The sequence below is a fragment of the Methylobacterium sp. WL9 genome (assembly GCF_008040035.1).
Classification (GTDB): Bacteria; Pseudomonadota; Alphaproteobacteria; order Rhizobiales; family Beijerinckiaceae; genus Methylobacterium; species Methylobacterium thuringiense.
Map to the genome: position 1 here is coordinate 1 of NZ_VRVE01000143.1, position 4,642 is coordinate 4,642.

The window sequence follows — 4,642 nt, forward strand, 5'->3', positions numbered from 1 at the left end:
GAGGGGTCAGGGTGAACTCCGGTAAGGTCTCGTTGACGCTGCCACGATACGGCCACGCTTAGTTCGGGTCCCGGCCATGATACGGCCGAGCTTAGGGCTTGGTCCTGCCCCACAAGGAGGGCGCGCCGCGTCCGTCGACGGCCGGGCGCGCGTTCTGCGTAAAACGAGGCTCCCGATGTCGCCCAGGTCGCCCCTGTCTTCCCTCGCCGCCGCCTGCCTGTTCGCGCTGGCCGCCGCGGCCTGCTCGCGGGCTCCGGCCGAGTCGATCGCCGACCCGGTGCCGCCGCCGCGCCGTCCCTACGACGCGAAGACCCAGCTCGAATACGGCGATCCGCGTCCGCCCGCGCCCCAGCGCTACTGAGCGGCGCCGTTCAGGCGCCCGCCGCCGCGCCGGGATCGGCGAGCACGGCATCGCGGGTGCGGTCGATCATGGCTTCGACCACGGAATGATAGGCCGCCTGCATCGGCTCGAGGCCGGCGGCCTGCATCTCGGTGGCAAGCGCCGTCTGCAGTTCCGCCATCGCGTCGGTGCGGCTCTTCAGGTCCGGCGCTGCCAGGGCGAACTGGATGATCGCGGCCTGCGCGTCGGCGAGTTCGTTGCGCTCGCTGCGCGCGATGAGGCCGCGCAGGGTCGCGAGGCATTCGGCTTTGGTCGTCATGTCGGCGATCCCGGGCGGCTATGCCGGACCAGAGCCGAGCATCGTTTCCGCACATAGCATCATTGGGCGCAGGCGCGCGACCGGCGAACCTTTTGAATTCACGGGCCGGTTCCCGGCCTTCCGGATCAGGCCGCCTCGCGCTCGCGGCGGTTCTGGTAGGCGCGCAGGTGGGTGTAGGCGAGCTCCAGGAGCGGCCGCGCCGAATCCGGCGCCGTTGTCCGGCCGCGGGCGATCAGGTCGCCGACGATGTGGTCGGCCTCGATCCGGGCGCCGTTCTCGATGTCGCGCAGCATCGAGGCGGTCATCGGCGCCCCGTCCGCGGTGAGCATCTTGCGGGCGCCCGCGAACACCTTGTCGCGCGGTGCGTAGCCGGAGGCGTCGGCGACGACGCGGCATTCCTCGTGCAGCGCTTCCAGGAAGGCCTTGCCGCCCGGCGCGCCGACGATGTCGCCGATCGTGCTGCGCATCAGCGTGGTGCTGCCGGCGAGCGTCGCCAGAAACACCCACTTCTCCCACATCTCCAGCAGAACCTTGTCGCTCGCCCGCGCCTGGAACTTCACGCCCTGCATCAGTTCCTCGATCGCCCCGACGCGCTCGGAACGCGTGCCGTCGCGCTCGCCGTAGGTGAGGGTGTGCAACTCGCTCATCTGGCGGATCTCGCCGGCCTTGGTGAGCGTGGCGACGATGGCGCAGGTGCCGCCCAGCACCCGCTCCGCCCCGAAGGCTGCGTCGAGGGCGTCGAGATGGTTCATGCCGTTGAGGATCGGCAGCACCGCCGTCTGCGGGCCGACGGCCGGGGCGACGTCGGCAATGGCCGTTTCGAGGTCGTAGGCCTTGGCGGAGAGCAGCACGAGATCGAAACGGCCGGCCGTGCCGAGCACGTCGGCCGTCACTGTCTGGGGTTTGTCGATCCGGGTGTCGCCGACTGGGCTCAGCACCTGAAGGCCGTCGGCCGCCAGCTTTTCCGCGCGCGCCGGCCGGACCAGGAAGGTGACGTCGCGTCCGGCCTCGGCGAGCCGCGCCCCGAAATAACCGCCGGTGGCGCCTGCGCCGACCACGAGAACCCGCATGGCATGTCTCCGCATCGTCGGGTCGATCCGAGCCCGTTCATGCGTCTATGTGCGGCGCGAGGGCGCAGGCGCAATGGGGAACGTGTCTGCTTGCGCTCTGCGTGGTCGCCTACCGGCTCGGATAGTTCGGCGTTTCCCGCGTGATCGTCACGTCGTGGACGTGGCTCTCGCGCAGGCCCGCATTGGTGATGCGGATGAACTGCGCCCGCTCCTGCAGCTCTGGCACGGTCGGCGCGCCCACATAGCCCATGGCGGCGCGAAGCCCCCCGGCGAGCTGGTGGAGCACGGCGGCGACGGGGCCCTTGTAGGGCACCTGTCCCTCGATGCCCTCGGGCACGAGCTTGTGGGTGTCGCTGACCTCGGCCTGGAAGTAGCGGTCGGCCGAGCCGCGGGCCATGGCGCCCACCGAGCCCATGCCGCGATAGCTCTTGTACGAACGGCCCTGGTACAAAAACACGTCGCCGGGGGCCTCGTCGGTGCCGGCGAGCAGGCTGCCCAGCATCGCCACCGAGGCGCCGGCGGCGATCGCCTTGGCGAGGTCGCCCGAGTACTTGATGCCGCCGTCGGCGATCACCGGCACGTCGGCCTTCTGGCCGGCTTCCACGGCCTCCATCAGCGCCGTGAGCTGGGGCACGCCGACGCCCGCGACGATGCGGGTGGTGCAGATCGAGCCCGGGCCGATGCCGACTTTGATGGCGTCGGCGCCGGCATCGATCAGCGCCTGGGCGCCGTCGCGGGTGGCGACATTGCCGGCGATGATCTGCACGGCGTTCGAGAGCGCCTTCACCCGGCGCACGGCGTCGAGCACCTTGATCGAGTGGCCGTGGGCGGTGTCGACCACGATGATGTCGCAACCGGCATCGATCAGCCGCTCGGCCCGCTCGAACCCGGCCTCGCCCGTGGTGGTGGCGGCGGCGACGCGCAGGCGCCCCTGCTCGTCCTTGACGGCGTGCGGGTAGGCGACCTGCTTCTCGATGTCCTTGACCGTGATCAGGCCGATGCAGCGGTAATGGTCGTCGACCACCAGCAGCTTCTCGATGCGGAACTGGTGCAGCAGGCGCTTGGCCTCGTCCTGCGTCACGCCCTCGCGCACGGTGATGAGCCGGTCCTTCGTCATCAGTTCGGAGACGGGCTGGGCGGTGTTGGTGGCGAAGCGGCAGTCGCGGTTCGTCAGGATGCCGACGAGCTTGCCGCGCGAGCCGTTGGGGCCGCGCTCCACCACCGGGATGCCGGAGATGCGGTTCTCCTTCATCACCGAGAAGGCGGCGGCGAGGGGCTCGTCGGGATGGATGGTGATCGGGTTGAGCACCATGCCCGACTCGTATTTCTTGACGAGGCGGACCTGCTCGGCCTGCTCATGCGGCTCGAGGTTGCGGTGGATGACGCCCAGCCCCCCGTTCTGCGCCATGGCGATCGCCATCGGCGCTTCCGTCACCGTGTCCATGGCCGAGGAGACGATCGGCAGCTTCAGCGCGATCGTCCGGGTCAGCCGCGAGGCGATGTCGACCTCGCCGGGCATCACGGAGGAGGCGGCCGGGCGCAGCAGCACATCGTCGAAGGTCAGCCCCTCGATGATGGTATCCGCGCTGATCAGGGCCATGTGCCAACTCCGCTTTGTCATGTGAGCGCCGGGCTCGTGACGAGCAGATTGGCGCTTCGGATTGGCACGTGCCGTTATCATGGGGGTGCGGCTCGCGCAAAGACGCGAATGCCGCAATGCAGCGGGATAAGCCGCGAACCGGCCGCGCCGGAAGCGGCCCCGATCCCCGCTGGACGCAGACCGCCGCTCAGTTGAAGCGGGCGTCCTGTCCCTTGTCGCCGTATTCCGGCGGCAGGCCGATATAGTCGGTCAGGATGCCGTCGATGCCCGGGGCTCGGCCGTAGGCCGCGCAATCGGGGTCGAGGGGCGCCTCGCCGAGGATCGTCACGCGGATGCGGTTCCAGTTCGGGATGAACAGCTCCGACTTGAACGGATCCTTGCCGGTGGCGAGGAAGAAGCCGAAATCCTGGCCGAACTCTCCGGCGAGATCGTAGGGGTCGCTGTCCTTCGAGAAGCGCGGCTGGCTGGTGAAGGAATTCGCGGCACCGCCCCAGATCATCGCAGCGCGCTGCTGGCGGTGGCGGTCCACCGCCTCGGCTTCCACCGTGAGGCTGCCGAGCCCGATCGGGATACGGGGGACCGGAATGCGGCCGAGGCCCTCGGCTGCGCCCACGCCGACTTGGCCGGCGATGGTGATCGCGGCCGAGAGGCCGATGGTCGAGCCGGCCCCGAGCAGGTCGGTCGGATCGACCCGCGTCACCCGCGAGCGCACGGTGAGGTCGGCGTCCGGGGTCGAGACGACGTCGTACTTCAGCGACAGCTCGTAGCACATCGCCCGGTCCGCGGCGTTCGCGGTGAGGCGGCGCTGCTCCGGGGTGAGGAATTCGCCGCCGGGGATGCTGCCGGTGAAGGCGGTCGGGATGATCCGGACGGTGCGGGTGCGCGCCAGTGCGCCCTGGTCGGCATAGAGGCGCGAATCGGAGGCGACAGCGTCGCTGCCGGACAGCCGGTCCCGGCGCGACAGCGAGCCGCCGTCGGTCAGCACGACCTCGCCGCAGCCGGCTACGGAGGCGAGCAGCATCGCCGCAAGGGCGAGGCGCAGGGCAGATCGCGGCTTTGCGAGCCTCGAAGGCATCAGGTCTCTTTCGCGAATATGTCGGACGGTGCGCGCGGCGGCTGAATCAACCTGCACGCCTCACCGTGGATTAAGGCCGAGCTTACGGCTGCAGCGGGGTGCCGCGAAAGGGGAGAAGGGGGGGCGGGCCGCCGAGGGGCGCAGCCTGTGTCTCTCGCGACACGATTCCGAAACAGTGTCGCCGGCGCGGACATGCAACCGAACAGATCTGGGGATATGTCTCCCACCCGATGCGCCC

Annotated in this window: 5 protein-coding genes; 1 reads left to right on the plus strand and 4 read right to left on the minus strand. The window is 69.9% G+C overall.

Annotated features, from left to right (window positions below; genetic code table 11):
• The first annotated feature begins 175 nt into the window (after positions 1-175).
• Positions 176-361, plus strand: a complete 186-nt coding sequence (locus tag FV217_RS21800; protein WP_147821676.1) for a hypothetical protein — start codon at positions 176-178, stop codon at positions 359-361.
• 10 nt (positions 362-371) lie between these two features.
• Here the strand turns inward: FV217_RS21800 and FV217_RS21805 are convergent, their stop codons facing one another.
• From FV217_RS21805 to FV217_RS21820, 4 genes are all read right to left on the minus strand, one after another.
• Positions 372-659 (minus strand): hypothetical protein, encoded by a 288-nt coding sequence (locus FV217_RS21805; protein WP_147821678.1) that lies wholly within the window; start codon positions 657-659, stop codon positions 372-374.
• Positions 660-784: 125 nt separating this feature from the next.
• Positions 785-1,729, minus strand: a complete 945-nt coding sequence (panE, locus tag FV217_RS21810; RefSeq protein ID WP_147821679.1) for a 2-dehydropantoate 2-reductase — start codon at positions 1,727-1,729, stop codon at positions 785-787.
• Between the two features lie 109 nt (positions 1,730-1,838).
• Complete coding sequence (guaB, locus tag FV217_RS21815) at positions 1,839-3,329, minus strand: IMP dehydrogenase (RefSeq protein WP_147821681.1); 1,491 nt, start codon at positions 3,327-3,329, stop codon at positions 1,839-1,841.
• 187 nt (positions 3,330-3,516) lie between these two features.
• Positions 3,517-4,404, minus strand: coding sequence for a DUF3313 domain-containing protein (locus tag FV217_RS21820; protein WP_147821683.1), 888 nt, complete (start codon positions 4,402-4,404; stop codon positions 3,517-3,519).
• Between the last annotated feature and the right edge of the window lie 238 nt (positions 4,405-4,642).

What these genes read in the sequence shown, in the direction of transcription:
- FV217_RS21820 (WP_147821683.1), bottom strand. Translation starts at nt 4,404, where the DNA reads ATGCCTTCGAGGCTCGCAAAGCCGCGATCTGCCCTGCGCCTCGCCCTT.
- FV217_RS21805 (WP_147821678.1), bottom strand. Translation starts at nt 659, where the DNA reads ATGACGACCAAAGCCGAATGCCTCGCGACCCTGCGCGGCCTCATCGCG.
- FV217_RS21800 (WP_147821676.1), top strand. Translation starts at nt 176, where the DNA reads ATGTCGCCCAGGTCGCCCCTGTCTTCCCTCGCCGCCGCCTGCCTGTTC.
- panE (WP_147821679.1), bottom strand. Translation starts at nt 1,729, where the DNA reads ATGCGGGTTCTCGTGGTCGGCGCAGGCGCCACCGGCGGTTATTTCGGG.
- guaB (WP_147821681.1), bottom strand. Translation starts at nt 3,329, where the DNA reads ATGGCCCTGATCAGCGCGGATACCATCATCGAGGGGCTGACCTTCGAC.